We start from the raw sequence: 20851 nt of genomic DNA, 5'->3' as shown, positions 1-20851 counted from the left end.
TTCAGCACAGCTCCAGATGAACTTCATGCTGCTCGATCACTTTCATTACGCTGGCGGGCGGCATTTCATTCGTAAACAGATAGTCGATCAGGCTCATATTCCCCAGATTCACCATCGCGTTGCGGCCAAATTTAGAATGATCGGTTACCAGCATGACGCAGCGTGAATTATCGATGATCGCCCGCTTGGTGCGTACTTCGTGATAGTCAAACTCCAGCAGCGAGCCATCCATATCGATGCCACTGATGCCGAGAATGCCGTAATCGAGCCGAAACTGTGAGATAAAATCCAGCGTCGCTTCGCCCATAATGCCGCCGTCGCGCGTGCGCACTTCGCCACCGGCGATAATTAAGCGAAAATCGGGCTTGGTCATCAGCAACGTCGCAACGTTGAGGTTGTTGGTGACAATGCGCAGATCGCTATGATGCATCAGCGCATGAGCCACGGCTTCCGGCGTGGTGCCGATATCAATAAACAGCGTGGCACCATTGGGAATTTGACTCGCCACGCGCTGGGCTATACGCGCTTTTTCTGCCGACCACATCATCTTGCGATCTTGCCAGGCGGTATTTTCTGAGCTGGAAGGCAGCGCTGCGCCACCGTGATGCCGTTGAATCTTATTCTGTTCCGCCAGATCGTTCAGATCGCGACGGATAGTCTGCGGACTGACATCAAAATGCTCCACCAGTTCTTCGGTACTGACATAACCCTGACGCCGAACCAGATCGATAATAGCGTCATGACGTTGCGTCTGCTTCACATAAATCTCCTGTTATAAATACGGTATCGGGCCGCCATTCCCGCTTGTAAATATCAATGGGCGTCAGCGATAGCGCTGGTGGCGTGTATCAATAAAGGCCATTACCAGACCCGCAGTCAGGCAAAAAATACAGGCAATGCTTGCCGATGCGCCGAGAATGCCAGAATAGCTGATGGCGAACCAAAGAACGGTGAAAACAATCAGGCCGCGCGGCAGGAATACATCGCCTTCGGTATCACGCTCGCCGCGTAGCCAGGCGTAACCCATCAGTGTGTATACCACACAGGTCAGGCCGCTAAAGGAGATCTCGCTATATTCCGCCTGTAACCAGCCGCCCAGCAGAGCGGAAATCAGTGTAATAACCAACAGTTTGCTGCTGCCGAGATGCTTTTCAATCATGCCGCCGATATACCACCACCACAGCAGATTAAACACCAAATGCAGCAGCGTTAGATGCAGCAGTATATGACTAAACCAGCGCCACGGCTGTGAAAACTGCCCCCCATCCATACGCCAGCCCAGCCATGCCAGCATAGTCAGATCGCCAAAAAGCCACATGGCAAAAAAAATGACACAACAGAGGAGGCTCAGCGTCATCGTGAACGGCCCGGCGCGTTGACGCAGAAGCGCCAACAGGCTTTCGCCCTGCCATAGCAATCCACGATCGATATGACCGGATTGCCAACTGGCCGCCCGGTAACGCGGTTGCTGTGGATCATTAAGGAACTGTTTAAGTTCGTTTTCGACCATCTCCTGTTTCGTATCATCTTCCAGTAACAGAGTCAGCCGATCTTCCTGTGCCATATACAGCGGTATGCCGCGTATAGCCATATAATCCACAAACGACTGCGCCATGCGCGGGTTAGCAAATCCAGTAAGTCGTATCATGTTTCTTCCCTGAGTTTATTGCCTGCGTAAGGCTTACTCTACCAGCTGCGGGTAAGCCATACGCCAGGCATCAAAGCCACCATCGATACTGTATACCTGCTCGAAGCCCTGGTGAATCAGATATTGCGCTGCGCCTTTGCTGCTATTGCCGTGATAGCACATCACCAGTACCGGCTTTTCGAAATCCGTCTGCTGCATAAAGTGATTTAACGTATCGTTCGACAGATGAAACGCCCCCTTTGCATGTCCCGCAGCAAAACTTTGCGGATCGCGCACATCTACCAGTACCGCTTCGTCTTCTGCCAGATAATTTTGCGCCATTTCGACGCTGATGCATTCAAATTGTTCCATGATGGTTTCCAGTTAGCCAGTAGCAGGACGGTGAAATAACGCGGCTGACAGCCTTCGCTGGGGTGGCTCGACGTTGCTCATCCCCTATTGTAGCGCGAAGCGCGTTCACAATAACCAGACCGCTAAAAGGGTTACTGCTGTCGCCGGGCAATAATGTTAACTCAATCACGCAAAGATGTTTTTATTGGGTTAACGCTGGCGTCAATGTTGGTTTGCGATTATTATAATGCTCGAAAACGAACATAGACGAACTATTCCGAACATCGGAGGAGATGACGTGGAAACCAAAGATCTGATCGTTATCGGCGGCGGTATCAACGGTGCCGGTATTGCGGCCGATGCCGCAGGACGCGGGCTGTCAGTGCTGATGCTGGAGGCGCAGGATCTGGCTTGCGCAACTTCTTCCGCCAGCTCAAAGCTGATCCATGGTGGCTTACGCTACCTTGAACACTATGAATTCCGCCTGGTCAGTGAAGCACTGGCCGAACGTGAAGTGTTGCTAAGAATGGCGCCGCATATTGCTTTTCCTATGCGCTTTCGCCTGCCGCACCGCCCACATTTACGTCCAGCCTGGATGATCAGGGCCGGGCTGTTTCTGTACGATCATCTGGGTAAGCGCACCAGCCTGCCCGGCAGTAAGGGTGTGCGCTTTGGATCAGAATCGGTATTAAAAAAGGAAATTTCGCGCGGATTCGAATATTCCGACTGCTGGGTAGATGATGCACGCCTGGTGGTATTGAACGCACAGGAAGTGGTTAAACACGGCGGTGAAGTTCGTACCCGTACGCGTGTTACGCGTGCCTGGCGCGAAAATGGGCTGTGGATGGTGGAAGCGGAAGATATCGACAGTGGAAAAACCCTGACGTGGCGGGCGAAGGGCCTGGTCAACGCTGCCGGTCCGTGGGTAAAACAGCTCTTTGATGACGGCCTGAAGCTGAAATCACCTTACGGTATCCGGCTGATTAAAGGCAGTCATATTGTGGTGCCGCGCGTACATAATGAAAAGCAGGCCTATATCCTGCAAAATGAAGATCACCGTATCGTGTTTGTCATTCCGTGGATGGATGAGTTTTCCATTATCGGCACCACCGACGTCGAATATAAAGGCGATCCTAAGCAGGTTAAAATCGATGATAACGAGATCGACTATCTGCTGAAGGTCTATAACGCGCATTTTAAAAAGCCGCTGGGACGACAGGATATCGTATGGACCTACTCTGGCGTTCGTCCACTATGCGATGATGAATCCGATTCACCGCAGGCCATCACACGCGACTATACGCTTGATGTACGTGACGATGCAGGCAAAACGCCGCTGCTGTCGGTTTTTGGCGGCAAGTTGACCACCTATCGTAAACTGGCTGAACACGCACTCGACAAGCTGGCAAAATATTACCCCGAAGCCGGTCCGGCATGGACCAAAAATGCTGTATTACCAGGCGGTGATATTGCCGGAACGCGTGAGGATTACGCTGCCAGCTTGCGTCGCCGCTATCCTTTTATCAGTGAAAGTCTGGCACGCCATTACGCCCGTACCTATGGCAGCAACAGCGAACTAATTTTACAGAACGCAAGTTCGCTGGCAGACCTGGGGGAAGAATTTGGTCACGGTTTTTATGAGGCCGAGCTACGTTATCTGGTAGAAAATGAATGGGTGCGCGAACGAGACGATGCTATCTGGCGTCGCACCAAGTCAGGCATGTGGCTGAATGATGCCCAGAAAGAGCGGGTAGCGCAGTGGCTGGAAACCCATCGCAGGAAACCTGCATTATCTCTTGCCTCTTAATACCGGGCAGCATGTAGCGAAAAATCATCAAGCCCGGAGCGACGGCAATCGCTCCGGGCTGCTGCTGTATATAATCGCCGGTTAAAGCACTTTAAAACTTAATGTTTTTTCGTCGTGTAAATATTTTCTTATCTGCACTCGGAAAAATTAGGGCAGGGGTTACTCTGCCCTAACGCAAAAATTTACTGCTGAGTTCATCAGATTGATGGCGTAACCGTTACTTCATAAGTTCCGCTGTACGAACCTAACGGATAAGTTTCACTACGATCTGCGGAGATAAAACGGACTTTAACCCCTTTTTGCAAATCGGGAACATCCTGTAATGTAGCGTAGACTGGCTGATTTTGTAGTGAGTATGAAGTTGTGACCTCACCACCATCTGACCGAACCCAGGATGTCTTCATCCTCATCAGATCGTTATTTTCTGAAACCAGGCTCTTATTAGCGGGTTCTTGCAGCGATAACGAAACCGAGCTTGCGTTACCAATAAAATGGAATACTGGCGTAATACCATCCATATAACCATTAATATCTTTTAACGAAACAGATATCGATCCATTGGTTACATCCTTGCCATCAACATAGACTCTTACGCCCGTACTAATCTCGGCATTAACATCAATAGAAACCTTTGCAGGTACACCTGCGGCATACGCTTCATTAAGCGATGCAAAAAGCATTAATACCGGCAAAATTAAATTTTTCATATTGTTCTCCTGTTAACTTTCCGGTGTTATTACTGCGGTAATAGTATCGAGCAAGCGCGTTTTAGCCGCCATGCCCCTAAAATTTTGCCCTGAAAGTTTAAATTCAATGTTTAACGTTTGAGAAATTTTCTTGCCTGACGGTAATTGTCCCTGGTAGTCCTCGTCAGGTAAAATTTCTTTCCCTTCAACCAATATCTGGTAAGGAACAAGTTTTTCTGCCACAGATGAGCGCAAATTATAATGGCCATTTTGAATCTGTGATGATTCAAATTTCACCGTGTAGGGAAAAGATTCCTCACTCGCCTGCGTCTTTTTAGTAATTTTCAATTCTCTGGTAATCGAATAGTCCTGCATTTCGCTTACCTGCCCAAATGAGGCCGCAGACTTGTTAAATGCCACTTTCAAAACCGGCGCAGTACTTGCGGCCAACAGACTGGCATCTAAATAGAGCGGGAATTGCGCGCTTTCATTAGCTTCTGTATTAAAGCTTACGCTACCAATCTGGACACGGTTACCATATTCCTGCGCCGATAATAGCATCGGGCTTTTTTGTTGATAATCTGCCTCAACTTTTACCCTAAGCAGGCGATTATCGGTATTGCCTTCAAAAACTACGGGCTCTCCACACCGTAACCTATGATTATTTTCAACCAGCGTCATCGGTAAACGCAACGACGACGGCAGCACGATATTACCATCTTTACAGCTTGCCGGGCCCAACGGCATAACGCTTACTGTCAGGGTTTTACCTGCCTGCTGCGTAAAAGCCATAACATCTCTACCGCCACCGCCTGTCGCACCCTCAGAAAAAATATGTATTTCTCCGCTGAGTTTAGGTTGGATTACTATGGCTCCTTCGGCCAGCACACCAAACGGTAACAGTAAAGTAGATAAAGTTAACCACCGTCTCATGGCTTTACTCCTTAAGCTGGCAATTTTCATAATTATGCAGCTTACCCTGAAGTTCAAATGCAAGCTGTTTGGCTACTGTTAACGTACGATCCGTTCCAGGATAAACGTTGTACTGTCCCTTTACTTTGCGCCCATCAATCACTAAATTGCGCAATTCGCTACGCACATTGCCGGTTGCGTTTAATACCCACTTATCTTTATTGCAGGTCAGGGCGATACCCTGCGTACGCTTGCCAGAAGGCAAATAGCGCAGTAGCACATCGTAACCAATAGCAAAGCGAACTTTTCCTTTATCCAACGCCTGCTCCGGGTAGGCTGGGCGAACACGTAAACGGTAAACCTGCTCATGCGTAACCGGCTTTAAGGGCATAATTCTGACCTTACGCTCTTCACCATAGGGAACGACAAGTTTGGTCGGCGAAAAGACCAGCGTTGGATTTTCCGCACCCAGTTCCTTAACGCGCTCTTCTTTACCGTCACCGGGGTGAGGAACATAAAACAGCTCCAGCGTCACAAACTCATATTGCTGCTGAACAGCGGTTTTCTTTTCATCGACGTTATTTTCAGGACGGAAAATCGACTTAACGATAATGTAATTATCGCGTGGCGTTTCTTCTTTAATTTCCTTCACCACAGGAATAACTTCAATAGCCTGCGCTGCTCCGGATGCCAGCAGATACGCCATCCCCAAAGACCACCATAATCCTTTATTGAATTTCACAATTAACCTCACGAATCTGCATTATGCCCTGGGTCACCCGGACGTTTTGTTCTAACAGCGGACAGATATAAACCTGCCCTTCTTTATTCACCGTTAACGATTCCAGACGGGCATCGGTTTTCAAAGTAAAGTCACCGACAAACAATCCTTCCTCATCGGACATCGCATTACCACCAACGACGCGCGCATTAGCCATAGGCTGACCGTCATAATAAAGACGCCCTGTAACCGTCTGATTTTTGGTGGCGGAAACTTTAACTTTATATACCTGGCCGGGCCTCGCCCAGGTTGTCGTCGATTGCGTCGTCAGGTTATAAAAAGCCTCAGTCTTACCAGTAAACATCTGTTCAGCTTTTGGTGTCACTTTTTGATAAGGGCTGATGCCCATCGTCGTTTTTTGACCGCCCTTCACCACTACCGGCTCGCCGCTAAGGTTACGGACTTCAAAATATTGATCCTCAGGTAAGTCACTGGCATCAACAATCAACGCTGCCGTATTGCCTGTACGTCCAAAGGCAATTTCCCCATCACCAATGGCGAATCCGCTACGCTGTGAAAGATAGAGCTGGTTGTAATTGCTGTTACCAAAAGTTTTAGTAATGCCTGCGGCATTATAGCCGTAGCGGTTATCTACGGAAATACCAGCATTGGCGCTATTGCTTTCGCCCGGCCCACGGTCGTAGCTGGCATTGAGAGAATATCTTCCGCCGCGATCGAACTCTGGGTTATCTAAATCAAGTGTGTAGTCGGCACTATAAATATTCCGATCGCTGCCATCATCATTAATACGCGAACGTAAATATAAAGACTGGTAATGATTGTAACTACGCTCACGTATTCCCAGCGTCAACTGAGCAAATACACGATCCTCCGTCGAGCTATCGCTGGAATTCAAGCTGGTAAATTCATTAACGCCACGGTGATAGCCTAAATCGACGCGTAAATTAAGCATATCGGAAAGAAGAAAATCACGGTTCAGAGTGACATCCCAGCTTTCAAACTCCGTTTTTTGCTGGCGTCCATAGTCCTGATAAAGCGTATTTAGCCCATAGGTTACGCCAAATCCCACGTTCCAGGGTAAATAGGCACTAACCCCAAACTGTAAATAATCAAAATCGTAGGTGGGTACAATACCAAAGCGACGAAACTCATTTTCCTCACCACGGTATCGATTATCACGATAGCTAACATTCAGGCCAAACCGATGAATGTTTTTCATCGCACCAATCTGATAACCACGGCTGTCATCGTCACCATAAATGGCATCTGCATATATGCGCTGAGCAAACCAGCTGTTAACAGGAATATCCAGGCTAGCGTTGCCGTAGAAGGTTTCATTATCCATCAACATTCCGCCCCCGAAAGAGAAGGCAGACTCGGTGGTATAACCCAGCGATAAGTTAGCGAAGTAATTATCGCCAATACCGTGTTTATAATTATCGCACCCGCTGGTACAACCTCCGCGATAGGTTCGAGAAGTAAGCGCTCCACGACGTTGATCGTAACGCCCCATCTGAGCCATATATTCTACGTCGCCGGAGCGGAACCTGCCGTTGCGTTTAAAAAATGGCTGAACCTTCTCCTCCTGGCTGCCGTTATTCAGCCTGGTGACCAACGTGACATCATAACCACCGCTGGGCCAGGAATCGGTATTCAAACGTTGCAGCCCGGCAGGGAACTGCTGGAGATCGATCAGACGTCCGCTGCGGTAAATTTCAACCGTTCCCGCCTGGGGCAAATAGACCGTTACTGGCGTAGCCGCGCCATTGCCCGGATCGAGATAGCCATCTAGCATATAGCCTAACGAAACACCATCATAGCTGACGGCATTATAGAAGCTGTAATTCATCGACGGCGTGCTGTCATCCAGATTCCCGGTTAACCGCTGACGTCCCGCTTTAAAGCGCATGTTGTTATGCTCAAGATTCAGCGCCAGCTCATCAAGATTAAAATTGATCTCTTTAGCGTAGCTCCAAAGCCCCTTGATATAGCTGTTACCCGTCAGGTTAAGCGTATCTACAGCCGATACGCTCAGGCTGTCGCTATAGCTGTCTGATAAATAGTTGAGGTTATGGGAATGAACAAAACCAGCCTGATTACGATAAGGCACATAGGTACGCTCATAAGTCTCTTCTTTAGCTTTAAAGAAGGAGGCGGGAAAAATCAGACGCAGCGAGGCATCAGATTCATCAAGGCTGGCGACAATATCTTTCTCGGCGAAGGCATCTTTGCCAACCCGCATCAAAGGGGCAGAGAGCTTTTCTAACAACGCCTGCTTTGACAGCGTTAACGGCGGCATATCCTCAGCGGTAATTTGTTCGACAATGACAGAGGGAGCAAGTAATCGAACTTCACGTCTATCAAATTCCACAGCAATTGAGGTAATAGAAATGTCGGTGTAGATAATGTTAAATACGCCATTTTGCTTAGCATTAAAGATATCCTCAAATCCGGAAGGAAGTGAGGTATCAGAAGCCAGCAACGGGAAGGTAATGCCTCCTGAGCCAGCCCCCAGCAAGCATATTATAAGCTTTATTTTCTGATTCATATTCCCCAGCGTTTCTTAAAGAATTAAAGGATTGGCGTAACCATTAAGGTAAAAGCGTTGGAATATTTACCTTTGGCATAATAACCAGCCAGATGTTCAGAAACAAAACGGATCTTTACGCTATTCTCAGTGGAGCCCTGAGTTAATTTTTTTATTACCGGCATGCGTAAAGCCTGCGTAGCATTCTTTTCTACGCCTTTAAAAATAAAACTACCAGAAAGATCTATATCAGCTTGCTTACCACTCTCATGTGTTAAGCTAAAATTCTTATCAGTAAAAACAATATCCGCCTGGTCAACGTTTCCTACTAAATAAATTTTTGGCGAAACATTCTCAAATTTTTGAGATACGCCGTTAACTACTAACGGAAAATCAATATCTTTTCCGTCTACGGGTTTACCGTCATAATATATCGTAACTTTGGGTAATGATTCTGCTGAAATCTCTATATCTACCTGCGAATTAACAACAGATAATGCTGTCTGACTCCATAACAGAATTGCCGCACCCAGTCCGACAATATAGTTATTAGTAATCATAAGATAATAGGGCAGTCCGTAGACTGCCCCGATCCTTTAAAGGAATATTACGGGTTAGCAACTACGTTAGCGTAAACTACGCCAGTATAGAGGCCCTGACCCAAGGTGTCGTAGTTATCGATAGAAGTGAACTGGAACGCAACCGGCAGTTCAGCATGGGTACCATTAACGGTCAGGGTATAGTCATTGCTATCACCTGAGTTATTAAAATACTGCGCGTCTGCACCTTCAATCACAGTATTAATTTTGTAAGTCATAGACTTCATGGTACCGCCATCGGTGTTAACCAGGGTGAAAGCGTCGCCCGTTGCCACACCAGCATCATCCATTACCAGCTGAACAGCGGTATCAGCTACGTTGTTACTCCACAGTTTCAGATCGCGGACTTCAGCTTCCATTTTACCAGACGGCGCAGCTTCCAGAACTACGTCAACTTCAGTTACCGGACGACCATCCGGATCGGTGATTTTCACGCTGTCCGGTACGTTTGCGCTAACGTTGAATTTAGTATCGTAGCTGGCAGGAGCAGAAGCCATTGCTGAAGCAGAAACGACCAGACCAGCTAATACAGAGAGCATAAATTTTGTTTTCATTTAAAAATCAATCCTTAATCATAAATGGAACGGGAATAATTAATACGAAAGATTGGCTGGCGTTACAGCTAAAGCAGTCCGTTAAACACCAGCTAATAATAACTTTCATATCATTGTAACTATCCACGCTTTATTATCAGGCTATGGATAACCACGGAGCAGATGCTAAGTCTTTTATCCGTTTTTATCACTTAAATTTTCCTTATTTACCCTTATAAAATCTCTCAACAACAGCCAGGGCCATTATTTTTATAAAATTTATGAACAAGATCGTTAGCGGCAACACGTATGAGATTTGTCAGTCTTTTAATACGTTATGTCCTACTTCTTCAAATACCGCTCTGCGTAAATCATCCTCCAGCTCTTTAATATTCTGCGGAAGATAAAAGTTCTTCTCACCTACGCATCTTTTCCAGTCAAAAGTAGGTGCATAGTTAATACCAATAAAAGTTATTTTCCCAACAGATTCCTCAGTGGAAATAAGTTCACGAATTCGGTCACACATACCAGCATTAATTAATTTAGGCGTGATTTGTACAGTGTTAGGATCATCAGTGCCATCGGAAACGATAATCATAACTTTGCGCGATTCGGTACCTTCAACCAGATAGGGGGTAGCCATTAGTACACCAGTACTAACCAGCGTACCGCCATCGGCCGTCATGCGCTCAATCTGTTTTATATCATCATAATTGCTGGTAAGGGGTACTTTCCATGAGCTACTGTTGTTTAAACAAGCATCCTCTGAAGCCCTGGCTAACGGGATGTGGATTTGACTCAGCTCAGCCGTATCAGGGATGGAAGCTACCGTTCTGCCTATATCGACATAGGCTTCAAGTTTAGTAAGACCAGAGTTTTGGGCAATAAGATTGACAGGAACTGTGCCGTTAACAATAAAGGGTAAAACACAGTTAGTATTAGTATCATCTTTTGCCCCCCAGCCAAACGGGATAAAGCCTACTTTATTGCTCATATCATAGGCAAACAGCTCCTTAGAAAGCTGTAGTACGATACGCTTCAGCTCCGTCAGCTTAGTGCTACCGCCAAAATTCCCATTCATAGAGTCGGAAAAGTCGGTAACAAACAGAACATCCATATTTGAGCGATATTTACGTGCAGCACCGTTATCACCGATTTTTACTTCTTTATCAAAGCTGGGAAACCATTTTGAGGAAAACCAGGAATCTTGTAGCGTCTGCCCACTGACACGATACTCAACGTATGAAAGATTATGATTGTTCGCTGAGGTTCCCCTCTTCACAATAACGGTAGGCTTAAATACGGATTTATCATGACGCATATAGGCACGAAAATAATCGCTGGATAACGTATAGTTGCGCGCCGCGCCTTCGCCGTTATCCTCTGCGGTCAAGGCTAATGCTGCCTGTTCCATCGCATCAGATAATCTTGCACGTTCAGTGATATAACGCGATCCCTCAAAACCAAAAGCTGCCAGTGCCAGTAAAGAGCTGCCGAGCATAGCGAAACTAATCGCAAATGCTCCGCGCCGATCGGCACAAAAACGCGCTGGCAACGCTAACAATTTTCTACGCACAGACATAACTGTTCCTTTTTCGCGAAAACTATCCTTAAGCGTTCTTTTTCTTCATTGAAGCAAATGAGATATGGTAAAGAATCCGGGCGATAACGAGATACTGCCTGCCCGTTACTATCAAGCTTGTAAATCAGATTGCCGGAAAAAGCGATTCCCCGCGGATTAATATCAAAAAGCTCAACCTGCAATTTTGAACGCAGCGTCGGACTGTAATAGAGCATAAGGTTAAGTTCCTCAGCCAGATTAGCCTGCTCCGCCTGTTCCGAATCAATAAAGACGACTGCTCGAGACTGTGCCGTTGATAACCATGGTGCCAACAACAAAAGAACTAATATAAAAAACTTTATCTTCATTAATCACCGCAGCATAACGATAGCGAATGAGGAAAGGACTGGCTTCTGCTCTGTTGTCGTTAATCGGGTAAACAGACTGTTATTCGGCAAACAAATAGTAACCTGATATAGCGGCACCCAACGTCCATAGCTACCTTTAGGGGTTAACTGCATCATCTGGTTTAATGGCTGTGGAGGCCGACAACTCGTGGCACTGTTACCGCCAACCCAGCTGCGATACAGTTTTACCTGCTTACGTTCATCATTAAGGCTAATCGGATCCTCAAAATGCAACTCTTCTACCTGCATAGCCAGGTTGGATAAATCAATATTGGTATGCATATCTTTTAGCATACGTTCGGCCAGCTCAACGCCCAATTCTACATCCTGTTGATTCAGCGTTTCTCGTGCGTCGAAAAGTTGGATTCGCTCACGCAAAATACCCGAAACAGAATATGAAACCCGATCGAGCTTTCCAATTGTTGCCTGACGGATAATCAAATCTGTTAAAAAAAACGTAAATACAATTAGTGCAATAGAGATCATAACGAACTCTACGGCAACCGCCCCACGTCGATCAGTCCATAAATTTCGAACGTTCATATTCCTGGACAAAGATTACCTCACGATTCAATAATTGATTCGCCCATGCACCGGGGAAAGGGAAAAACATTGGGTGATAGTGATATACCACCTGGTAACGAGCGATGGGACGCATAGCATAGTCTGTTGCATCACCACCATTATCAATCATGTCCCTTATTGAGGCAGCAAAGGCAATATTGATGGAGACAGCATCCTCACGCGTCAAAAAGCTCCAAAATGTGCCTCCCTTCTGTGTTAACAGCCGGGTTTCAAAACGTCCACGATAGCCGCCATTTGTGCCTGCAGGCGCATTCTTCGCTTCTTTTGCCGCTTCAGACACCGCCAAATCAATAACGGATGAAACATAAGCAAGCCGGGCAATTTCTACTACAAAAAGGACCATGCAGATAAAAATGACTACCGTTAAAGCAAATTCAATAGTCGCAATACCCTGCTGATTACGTAAAAATCTGGTTTGACGAGCTGCTTTCCATCGCCGTCCCATCAGCCTATCTCCTTACCGCCGGGTGTGATTTTTGCTAAAGCGTCAATTAACTCATCCGGTCTGTCCGAAAGATTTTCCGTTTCAATAATGGTACGGGCATAACGCCGGTCGCCAACTTTAACTAATGACAATACTAAATTATGAAGCAGACGTTCTTGCTTCCTGCCGCGCAGATATTGTGGCAGCAATAAGCCAACCGCTTCCTGATAACGGCGATCTAACATTGCCACCATAGCCAGGTTATTTAGTGCAACATCATCTGCGATAAATAAAGCACGAGATTTTTCTATCGCCTGCTGTCCTTCATCCAACTTACCGGACAACGCCAGAGCGATACCACGTAAGTTATAGGCTTCTGCGCTCTGAGCCTCGTTTTGAATCATTTTATCTGTCACCCGGATAGCCTGTTTATAATCACCAAGCGCTATCATATTTTTTGCCTGCAAAGTATAAATGCTAATGTCTGGCTTACTGTAAAGCGGTTGTAAAATATAAAGAGAGTTTTTATAATCTCCCGCCTGATAATAATAACCAGCCAATTTCATTCTTACCTTTGGATCTTCTTTCTTTTTAAGCCAGCTACGGTAAAGCGTAATAAGTCCATTATAGTTTTTTGCTTTAAGTAAAATATCTTCCTGATAATTAACTTCTGTAGCATCTTTAGGTGCATGCGCAACACACCCCGTTAATAAGGCAGCGCAAATTGCCAAAATCGTGATTTTTTTAGAAAAGTCCATTTTTAATAATCCTTAAAATACCTGGCGCGGCAATCAGTACCGTAATGGGAAACATAATAAACAGAATCAAAGGGACACTCATCTTAGCAGACAGTTTCCCTATTTTTTCTTCAGAATCAAGTAGTTGAAGCTCTCTGATATCTTTAGACAACTCCATCAAATTGTCATAAAGCGAAGTACCGTAATGCACACTCTGTTGTAAAGTACCGCAAAACATACGCATTTCAGTAATATTCATTGAATGGTATATTTCCGTCAACGCATCTTCCAGACCACTAACCTCAGCACGTTTGATAAGATAACGCATCAAAGTGGCCAGATTTTTATCAAGGTCATCAGAACGTTCAGCGACGAATTTCACAGCACTTTCAACCGTCATCCCTGCCTGGATGCATACCGCTGTCAAATCAACAAAGTAAGGCAAAGCATCCATCATTTTTTTGATACAGTTTGTTATGCCCGGACGGATCAACAATCCCGGTAAAACGATAACAACAACCAGAGCCAGCAATATACACATCGCCAGCCCTTTCATCTCCATTTCGATAAACCCTAACCATTTCCCGAGTAATAATAGCAAACCTATACTGCCGCAAATTCGAAATTTTAACGACAGGCTCTCATCCATGCGTTTCAAAAAGCTTAGCCAACTACTGTTTGCAATGATCAATGCCTCATAATCCAGTAGCGCTTTAGAGAGAAGCTTGCGCTCTTCATTCTCAGGATCGATAATTTTACGTTTCTGTGCCCATTGCTGCTGCTGACGTACAGCCAAATAGGCCAAAATCACGCCTGTAAATAATAAAATTATGAAAAATGATGTCATTATGTTGCCTTCCGCATAAGCAGCCAGATAATACCTATGCCCAAGGCTTCACTGGCAATAACATAGTATAAAATTATTCGCCCCATCGGGTCTTCAATAATGAAATCAAAATTCTCTGGGCTAAAATATTTCATTCCACAAAAGAAAAGCAACGGGATAGCAGCAACAATCTTGGCCGACATACGGGCCTCAGACGTCATTGCAGCCTTTCGACGCGCCATGTTCTTACTATTGGTGATAACTCTCGACAAACGACTTATCAACGCGCGTAATTGTCCACCACGTTGTAAGCTCACTAACATAACCATTACAAAGAAATAAAATTCACGATAGCGATATTCCTGCCACGCATCATTAAAAACACGTTCCGGTTCTTCACCCAGCGTAAGACGACGATCGACACGGTGAAAAAGTAAGCCCAGCTCGCCATCAATCCCTTCACCGCAACGGTGCAATGCCTGCTGTATGCCGTTACCAGCAGAGACAGCCGCGTTAACTACTGATAAAACTTCAGGAAAACGGTTTTCAAATTCACGCCGACGCAACGTTCTTCCAATTCGGATTTGTATAATTGCTGCGGAGATCAGTACTACCGGGATGAAAACTAAGTTATCAAAGTTGAGCCAGTTAGCATTCAATAAGAGAAGCAATACGATCGCAACTAACGCTATCAGTAAACCTTTCATGGCTTTCCATGAACCATCACCAAGAGCATAACGTTTCCATTCCTGCCATAAGGAAAACAGACCGGACAACCGGGAAGATCGTTGACGTGGCAGTGCACTATGCTCCACCGCCCGCATCAACTTTCTCCAGCGAAAAGCGTTAACAATCAATACAGCAACCCCAAAAAGCAGGATAAAATAGGGCATCGCTTACTCCATGCTAAATATCTGTTTTAGCTCGTCACTCAGGTTAAACATGATGGCATTTTGCATAACAGCAGAACGCACCAGCAGACCATGGTTGACAAATTCACCCACTATTTTCCCATTTTCATCCCTTTCAGAATGAGACTGAAAAGTAAAAATATCCTGGAGAACAACGCGGTCGCCTTCAATACCCATAACCTCACTAATGTTCATTATTTTTCGAGAACCATCATTTAATCTTGATACCTGGATAACGATGTTTATCGCGGAGGCAATATTCCTTCTGATAGATTCAATAGGAATATGCATCCCCGCCATCATTACCATGTTCTCCAAACGCGAAACGGCATCACGTGGGTTATTAGCATGGAGCGTTGACATTGAGCCATCATGACCAGTGTTCATCGCCTGAAGCATTTCAAAAGATTCTTCGCCACGACACTCGCCGACGATGATTCTGTCTGGCCTCATCCTGAGGGAGTTTATCAGCAAAGCGCGCATCGTAATTTGTCCGGTATTTTCTACCCCGGCCAGACGGGTTTCCATACGCAGAACATGCGGCTGCATCAGTCTGAGTTCGGCAGCATCTTCCATAGTGATAATACGTTCACTGGGATCGATATATTTTGACAACGCATTCAATAGCGTTGTTTTTCCCGAACCGGTACCACCAGAAATGATGATATTCAGACGGCAGCGGGCAGCAATGATCAGAAAATTAGCCATTTGCCCGCTCATTGCTCCCAGACGAATAAGGTCCGATAGCTCAATATTGCTTTTCCCAAATTTACGGATAGAGATTGAAGTCCCATCTAACGCGATTGGTGGGATAGCAACGTTCAGACGGCTCCCGTCGGGTAAACGCGCATCAACTAAAGGCCTCCCTTCATCTAAACGACGCCCTACGCGCTGTACCAGACGCTTGGCAATATCTGTTAGCTGAGCATTATTAATAAAGCGGCAATCTGTTAATTCTAATTTACCAAAACGTTCAACATAAATCTGGCTGGGTCCGTTTACCAAAATATCACTGACCGTATCATCTTCCAGTAGTGGGCGCAGTGGACCAAAACCAATGATCTCATCGGCCATCATTTCAGCCATACGCTGCTGCGCCTGACTATTAAGATAAATGTTTTGCTGTTCAATAACTCGTTCAAGTAGCCGATTCATCTCGACTAATAATAAGGTGCGATCGTTTAAAAGATGCTCAATCTTATTAATTTCTATATTTTTTAGGACGCCGTCGCGCAGCGTCTCCTGAATTTCAATACTAATATCCATTTAGCGCTTCCCTTTCCTGCTCCCTAACTGGCGCAACAGAGGATTTTTTACCGGCTCAGACTCACCTAACACCTTCAATGTTAAACTTTCAATAGGTGATTTTTCACGCCGTAGAAAAGGTAATGATGATAATAAACCTTTCTTACGATACGGGAAAAAGATATCAATCGGGCGCCCCAGTAATGACTGGATATCTTCCAGACTAAGCATGTCCATAGTGACGGGACGACTGTCATTGAGACACAAGATCAAACGCTTGGGAACTCGCTGGGATCGTTTAATAGCATCAATAATTTCCATGACGTGCCTTACGATTCGGATAGATGCCATAGAACGATCTATTAATGCAATGAGACAAGAAGACTTTTCAGCAATTTGACGCAATACTTCTTTATCAGCTGAAACAATAGACTCTTCCATAATCAGGAAGTTATATTTATCGAAAAGCTCTCTTTCTACTTCAGGAAAACTTTCCTCTCTCCAGCTCATTGCATCCAGATGTTTATTAACCGGATTAATTTCCTGAACCAACTTACAACCAATTATCAGATCGAGATCCTGCGATCCTCTACCACCCTGAATAAAAAGCGTTGGCATTTTACGTAACTGAGAGATTCGGTTTGCCAGATCCCAGGAGATAGCGGTATTGCCATTCCCGCCTTTACATCCCAGCACGCTGATAGCGATCGCTTTACGCTGTGTTTTTTTTACTACGCCATTCATCGCTGCCTGAATCAAATCTTCGCTTTGTGCGCTCAGGTAGAAATAAAAAAGGCCATGACGGGAAAAAGTTTGCGCAAGAACAATAGAATCACTATCACCTACCAGGCAACACCAGACATTACGCGGTACAATTGCCTGTACCGCAGTGATAATGTCATCCGTTTGCTCCAGATTCTCAATATCAATAATGACACCATAAGCATGTGGTGAAAGCTCAAGATTACTGATTTGCCCGATTCGTTGATGACGTGATTCAACCTGATTGAAACCAGCCAGATGCAGCATCTGGCAGAGACGTTCATTCACATCGGCACGGGCAGAGAGTACATAGAAGGTCTTCTCTGTAAAAGCAGCTTTCTCTTCTTTCTGCGGAAATAACAACATCTGCACCGTTCCTTAAAAATTATAGGGATAAGAACTGATAATGGAAGAATTCAGCGTATTATTCAGCGCGCATCCCTGCTCATCGCGTAGACGAAAGCGATAATTCTGCATAGCATAGGTACATTCAGGTAAACGTAAAGTAAAACGCTGAATTAATACCTGGACACCCATAACATTCTGACTCCGGTAACCGCCGCTTTCCTGCGATAACATAACGCGCTCGGGTGACAATCCTTTGCTAATGAGCATATTCCTTAATTGCTTAGCGGTGGAAGACCAGTTATCACCGGTCCATATCAGGCGAACATAGCCAGAAAAATCAGGCCGAGTTTGACTAATAATTTTCCCAGCCATAATTTCTAACGCTATTTGTCCCTGATCGTTTAAAACAAGCTGCTGCTCATTTATTTTCGGCAGACCATATGTTTCTGCCTGGCTGCTTCCATGAAATCCCAGGAAAAGACAAAACAGGCTGGATAATAAATATTTCGGTAGCGTCATTTGATAAATCCTCCCTGTTCAACAAAATCCTGAGCTAATTTGCGATCGCGACGGTTATTAATGCCGTCAAAGTTCAGGAAGCGAGCCCAGGTGGAAGTGCGCTGAAAATCAGGCAATACCACATCACGCATACCTATCGGTTTCACTAAATTAACTGTTGCTACAACAACCAGTTCGCCACGAGTACGCTCCGTTTTTGCATTACGAAACAATGCTCCTAAAATCGGGACATCACCGATAAAGGGGAGACGGGCTAATTCTTCACGTTCATTATTACTGATCAGCCCACCCAACAGAAAACTTTCGCCATCGGCCAGCTCAACTGTGGTGCGTGCACGTCGTGTCTGAAAGGTAGGAAAACTATCCCCGCCGCTCGTATTAAACGAGCTATCAACGTTACTGACCTCTTCACCCAGCATAATACGAATACGTTTACTGCTATTTACCTTAGCGCCGATATTCAGTTTTATACCAAATTCTTTATATTGTACGCTTACGCCGTTATTAGAACTGGTCACAACAGGTACTTCCCCACCCACCAGGAATTCAGCCGTTTCGCCAGAAAGCACAGACAGGTTAGGCTCTGCCAATACACGCGCAACGGAATCATTGCTAATAGCGTGCACCAGACTGGTCAGCGTATTTGCATCAAACTTAATAAAACGGAAAGTACCTGGCGTCGTCGCCGCCCCGCCTGAGCCAGTTGTCGTCCCCCAGTCAAGACCAACATTGTCAGTAAAGGATTTTGATACTTCAGCAATAGACAGTTTAACGTTAACCTGATTGGTTATCGGTAACTGCAGCTTGTTGAGCACGCCTTCGTAAACATTTTCTTCTAACCAGCTGGTATCATTACTATCACTACTGCTGCTGCCTGAAGTGCTATCAAGCTCGGCAACTTCTTTTTTATACACGGTCCGCTTGGCGCCTACGCCTTCACCTACGATCTGATAGATCATGTCACGTTGTTCTTCAGTGGCAGCCGTTCCGCTAATGATATAGCTCTTACCCATTTTTTGTATTGAAACAACGCTATCAGGCGCTACGCGTGATATTTTTTTCTGCACCGCACCTAAAATTGGGTCGACAATTAGTGAACTTTTCATTATTTGTTCACCGCTTTTATCAAAAACTAACAAATCAGTGTGCCCAGGTTTTTTGGCATACACCATGATGCTGCGATCGCCGATAATTTCATAATCTGCAACTTCAGATGAGGAAATAAAAACGGTGTCGATGTTCCCCTGGACCTGCACAGATTGCGAGTCGCCAGGTTCCATATAGACTTCACGTGCCAGTGAGCTAAAACAAATTAAGACAGCGGTAATAAATATTAAGACCCTTAAAGCGTTAATCTTCTGGCACATCGAAGATATTGCTAGATTTTCACGATAAGTCACTTTCCGCCCCTTAATTCCCTGATTGAGCCAAATTGAGGTAGAACCTCATCCATTCTAAATTTTTCATAGTTTGCTATGCTTTTGTCTGCTGGAAACAATAGAATATCGCCTGCCTTTTCAACCACTCTTAATCTGGCAAGCTGTTTTTGGTTCATGCGTAAAATAATGCTTCCTACCGGCTCATCACGATTATAGCTTTTCCGTTGGTCGTCTTTCTTTTCCTCTTTTCTGATATCAAGGATAGTTAACGGCTCGGTTACCTTGCTGATAGCAAATTTTTTCAACTGTTTCGATGAAGCCGAATTTCCCTCTGAAACCAACCCTACAGCATTTTTCTTATCTCTCTCCACTTCGGTCAGACGAATATAAATTGAAACTTGCTGACCTCTTGACAAAGAGGACAAAAGATAATCTTCCTGTGGCAAAACAGTATAAGCGTAGGTCAGTTCATCACTCCTGAGGCTACGGTAAATAAAATCTTTACTGTTTGGCGACTCCACCATCTCAGGCAAAATGGCACTATCTTTTGACAGATTATTGAGCAACAGGAAACCATCAAGACCATTTGTGCTTACAGAAGAAATGTCCCGAATATCGTGACCGGTGCTGTTTATTTCAACAGACTTTAGCTGATAGTCTTCAGGTCTTAAAATATCATGGGCTTTAAGATCTCTTTTTGCCTCGGCCACAATGATAACTTTACTTTTATTAACTTTCTGTTCCGAAGCCACCGATTGTTTTGTCGGTGTTTGATTCTTTTGCAATACGATACCAGCGATGCCAACGCCAATAACAATTATTGATAGAAAAAAAATCATCCTGTGATTCATGGGTAGTCCTGATAAAGAGAAAAAAATGGAGGGAGAGGATAGACTAATATATAAGCCAGCGATATGGCTACACCATAAGGCACTCCCTGCTCACGAATTTGACGGCGGAAAAAGACCAAACCAGTTAACGTTACTATCCCTCCAAGAAAAGCGATCGTATATAGAAATATTATTACTTCGCGGTGAGGAAGAGAGAGAGAGAGCAGCGAAACAAATTTAACATCACCACCGCCAATCACGTTGACCATAAATAATACAAATCCTACCAAAAGGATCAAGAGGGCTGCGGAAATATTAGGTGTCTGATGTCTTAAGAGTAAAAGAGGGATTAATAAAACCAGAAGGAAAAGGAGATTACGATGGGTAATAGTCCGGCGAATAATGTCTTGCCAGGCAATAACTATTAACAACAAAGAAATAGCAATGAAATTTATGTTTATCAGCCAGACTATAATGTTCACGTCCTGAACCATGGTTAATATAACAGAAAGGCTGCAGGAATAAACTATTCC

The 20851-nt window shown here is 45.1% G+C and carries 23 protein-coding genes; 1 reads left to right on the top strand and 22 read right to left on the bottom strand.

Annotation, left to right across the window (positions count from 1 at the left end; translation table 11 throughout):
- Window position 1: 1 nt before the first annotated feature.
- The 3 genes from C7M51_RS19155 to glpE all read right to left on the bottom strand — a co-directional run bounded on the left by C7M51_RS19155 (window position 2) and on the right by glpE (window position 1999).
- Entirely contained in the window at window positions 2-760 is a 759-nt protein-coding gene (locus C7M51_RS19155; protein WP_160623125.1) for a DeoR/GlpR family transcriptional regulator, read from the bottom strand.
- Window positions 761-823: 63 nt separating this feature from the next.
- Complete coding sequence (glpG, locus tag C7M51_RS19150; RefSeq protein WP_160623124.1) at window positions 824-1648, bottom strand: rhomboid family intramembrane serine protease GlpG; 825 nt, start codon at window positions 1646-1648, stop codon at window positions 824-826.
- A 33-nt stretch (window positions 1649-1681) separates the two neighbouring features.
- A complete protein-coding gene (gene glpE / locus C7M51_RS19145) occupies window positions 1682-1999 on the bottom strand; it encodes a thiosulfate sulfurtransferase GlpE (protein ID WP_160623123.1) in 318 nt (105 codons plus the stop codon).
- 277 nt (window positions 2000-2276) lie between these two features.
- On the opposite strand from glpE, the gene glpD reads away from it, so the two are divergent.
- Window positions 2277-3785, top strand: coding sequence for a glycerol-3-phosphate dehydrogenase (gene glpD / locus C7M51_RS19140; protein ID WP_160623122.1), 1509 nt, complete (start codon window positions 2277-2279; stop codon window positions 3783-3785).
- 197 nt (window positions 3786-3982) lie between these two features.
- On the opposite strand, the gene C7M51_RS19135 is transcribed toward glpD, so the two are convergent.
- The 19 genes from C7M51_RS19135 to C7M51_RS19045 form a co-directional block, all read right to left on the bottom strand.
- Window positions 3983-4492 (bottom strand): hypothetical protein, encoded by a 510-nt coding sequence (locus tag C7M51_RS19135; RefSeq protein WP_160623121.1) that lies wholly within the window; start codon window positions 4490-4492, stop codon window positions 3983-3985.
- 12 nt (window positions 4493-4504) lie between these two features.
- On the bottom strand, window positions 4505-5404 hold the full coding sequence (locus C7M51_RS19130) for a hypothetical protein (protein WP_160623120.1): 900 nt from the start codon (window positions 5402-5404) through the stop codon (window positions 4505-4507).
- Window positions 5405-5408: 4 nt separating this feature from the next.
- Window positions 5409-6125, bottom strand: a complete 717-nt coding sequence (locus C7M51_RS19125; RefSeq protein WP_244323773.1) for a hypothetical protein — start codon at window positions 6123-6125, stop codon at window positions 5409-5411.
- Window positions 6112-8607, bottom strand: a complete 2496-nt coding sequence (locus C7M51_RS19120; protein ID WP_244323772.1) for a TcfC E-set like domain-containing protein — start codon at window positions 8605-8607, stop codon at window positions 6112-6114. The genes C7M51_RS19125 and C7M51_RS19120 overlap by 14 nt, the downstream gene beginning before the upstream one ends.
- Before the next feature lie 89 nt (window positions 8608-8696).
- A complete protein-coding gene (locus C7M51_RS19115; protein ID WP_160623118.1) occupies window positions 8697-9212 on the bottom strand; it encodes a hypothetical protein in 516 nt (171 codons plus the stop codon).
- A gap of 47 nt (window positions 9213-9259) precedes the next feature.
- Window positions 9260-9805 (bottom strand): hypothetical protein, encoded by a 546-nt coding sequence (locus C7M51_RS19110; RefSeq protein WP_160623117.1) that lies wholly within the window; start codon window positions 9803-9805, stop codon window positions 9260-9262.
- Between the two features lie 298 nt (window positions 9806-10103).
- Window positions 10104-11366: a TadE/TadG family type IV pilus assembly protein gene (locus C7M51_RS19105; protein ID WP_160623116.1), complete on the bottom strand. Its 1263-nt coding sequence runs from the start codon at window positions 11364-11366 to the stop codon at window positions 10104-10106.
- Window positions 11342-11713, bottom strand: coding sequence for a hypothetical protein (locus C7M51_RS19100; RefSeq protein WP_160623115.1), 372 nt, complete (start codon window positions 11711-11713; stop codon window positions 11342-11344). Before C7M51_RS19100 ends, C7M51_RS19105 begins: the two co-directional genes overlap by 25 nt.
- 3 nt (window positions 11714-11716) lie before the next feature.
- A complete protein-coding gene (gene tadF / locus C7M51_RS19095) occupies window positions 11717-12238 on the bottom strand; it encodes a tight adherence pilus pseudopilin TadF (RefSeq protein WP_244323771.1) in 522 nt (173 codons plus the stop codon).
- Between the two features lie 31 nt (window positions 12239-12269).
- Window positions 12270-12782, bottom strand: coding sequence for a TadE/TadG family type IV pilus assembly protein (locus C7M51_RS19090; RefSeq protein ID WP_160623113.1), 513 nt, complete (start codon window positions 12780-12782; stop codon window positions 12270-12272).
- A complete protein-coding gene (locus C7M51_RS19085; RefSeq protein WP_160623112.1) occupies window positions 12782-13519 on the bottom strand; it encodes a tetratricopeptide repeat protein in 738 nt (245 codons plus the stop codon). Before C7M51_RS19085 ends, C7M51_RS19090 begins: the two co-directional genes overlap by 1 nt.
- The gene (locus C7M51_RS19080; protein WP_160623111.1) at window positions 13506-14345 is read right to left on the bottom strand and encodes a type II secretion system F family protein; all 840 of its coding nucleotides are present in this window, start codon (window positions 14343-14345) and stop codon (window positions 13506-13508) included. The genes C7M51_RS19085 and C7M51_RS19080 overlap by 14 nt, the downstream gene beginning before the upstream one ends.
- Complete coding sequence (locus C7M51_RS19075; RefSeq protein ID WP_160623110.1) at window positions 14345-15217, bottom strand: type II secretion system F family protein; 873 nt, start codon at window positions 15215-15217, stop codon at window positions 14345-14347. The genes C7M51_RS19080 and C7M51_RS19075 overlap by 1 nt, the downstream gene beginning before the upstream one ends.
- Window positions 15218-15220: 3 nt before the next feature.
- The gene (locus C7M51_RS19070) at window positions 15221-16501 is read right to left on the bottom strand and encodes a TadA family conjugal transfer-associated ATPase (protein ID WP_160623109.1); all 1281 of its coding nucleotides are present in this window, start codon (window positions 16499-16501) and stop codon (window positions 15221-15223) included.
- Window positions 16502-17608, bottom strand: coding sequence for a CpaE/TadZ family protein (locus tag C7M51_RS19065; RefSeq protein WP_160623108.1), 1107 nt, complete (start codon window positions 17606-17608; stop codon window positions 16502-16504).
- A gap of 12 nt (window positions 17609-17620) precedes the next feature.
- On the bottom strand, window positions 17621-18109 hold the full coding sequence (locus C7M51_RS19060) for a hypothetical protein (RefSeq protein ID WP_160623107.1): 489 nt from the start codon (window positions 18107-18109) through the stop codon (window positions 17621-17623).
- Window positions 18106-19389 (bottom strand): type II and III secretion system protein family protein, encoded by a 1284-nt coding sequence (locus C7M51_RS19055; RefSeq protein ID WP_160623711.1) that lies wholly within the window; start codon window positions 19387-19389, stop codon window positions 18106-18108. The genes C7M51_RS19060 and C7M51_RS19055 overlap by 4 nt, the downstream gene beginning before the upstream one ends.
- Window positions 19390-19505: 116 nt before the next feature.
- Window positions 19506-20339 (bottom strand): RcpC/CpaB family pilus assembly protein, encoded by an 834-nt coding sequence (locus C7M51_RS19050; protein WP_244323769.1) that lies wholly within the window; start codon window positions 20337-20339, stop codon window positions 19506-19508.
- Window positions 20336-20800 (bottom strand): A24 family peptidase, encoded by a 465-nt coding sequence (locus tag C7M51_RS19045; RefSeq protein WP_244323768.1) that lies wholly within the window; start codon window positions 20798-20800, stop codon window positions 20336-20338. The genes C7M51_RS19050 and C7M51_RS19045 overlap by 4 nt, the downstream gene beginning before the upstream one ends.
- Window positions 20801-20851: the final 51 nt, after the last annotated feature.

It is taken from the genome of Mixta intestinalis (genome assembly GCF_009914055.1).
Taxonomy (GTDB): domain Bacteria; phylum Pseudomonadota; class Gammaproteobacteria; order Enterobacterales; family Enterobacteriaceae; genus Mixta; species Mixta intestinalis.
The sequence above is the reverse complement of the archived record's forward strand: the minus strand, read 5'-3'. Positions and strand labels throughout refer to the sequence as shown.